The organism is Neisseria sp. P0014.S009 (assembly GCF_051958155.1).
Taxonomy (GTDB): Bacteria; Pseudomonadota; Gammaproteobacteria; order Burkholderiales; family Neisseriaceae; genus Neisseria; species Neisseria flavescens_C.
This window is the reverse complement of sequence record NZ_JBQCVS010000226.1, coordinates 1-242: the sequence shown is the minus strand read 5'-3', so window position 1 is coordinate 242 and position 242 is coordinate 1. Positions and strand designations below refer to the sequence as shown.

Annotated in this window: 1 protein-coding gene; it reads left to right on the top strand. The window is 56.2% G+C overall.

Annotated elements, in window-relative coordinates; genetic code table 11:
- Positions 1-242: hypothetical protein (locus ACTHS4_RS12430; RefSeq protein WP_440366042.1), on the top strand; the 242-nt coding region annotated here is incomplete at both ends.

Here is a 242-nt window from a genome sequence, read left to right as displayed (position 1 = left end):
GTTGAAATATGCGGAGTGGTTTCCCGATGCGTTTTATTTAGAGCTGCAACGCCTGCCCGAACGCCCTGAATGGGAGGCTTGCGTTTCAGGCAGCGTGAAACTGGCGGAAGAATTGGGCTTGCCGGTGGTGGCAACGCATCCAACACAGTTTATGAGCCGCGACGATTTCAACGCACACGAGGCGCGGGTGTGCATCGCAGGCGGCTGGGTATTGACGGACAAAAAACGTCCGCGCGATTTCA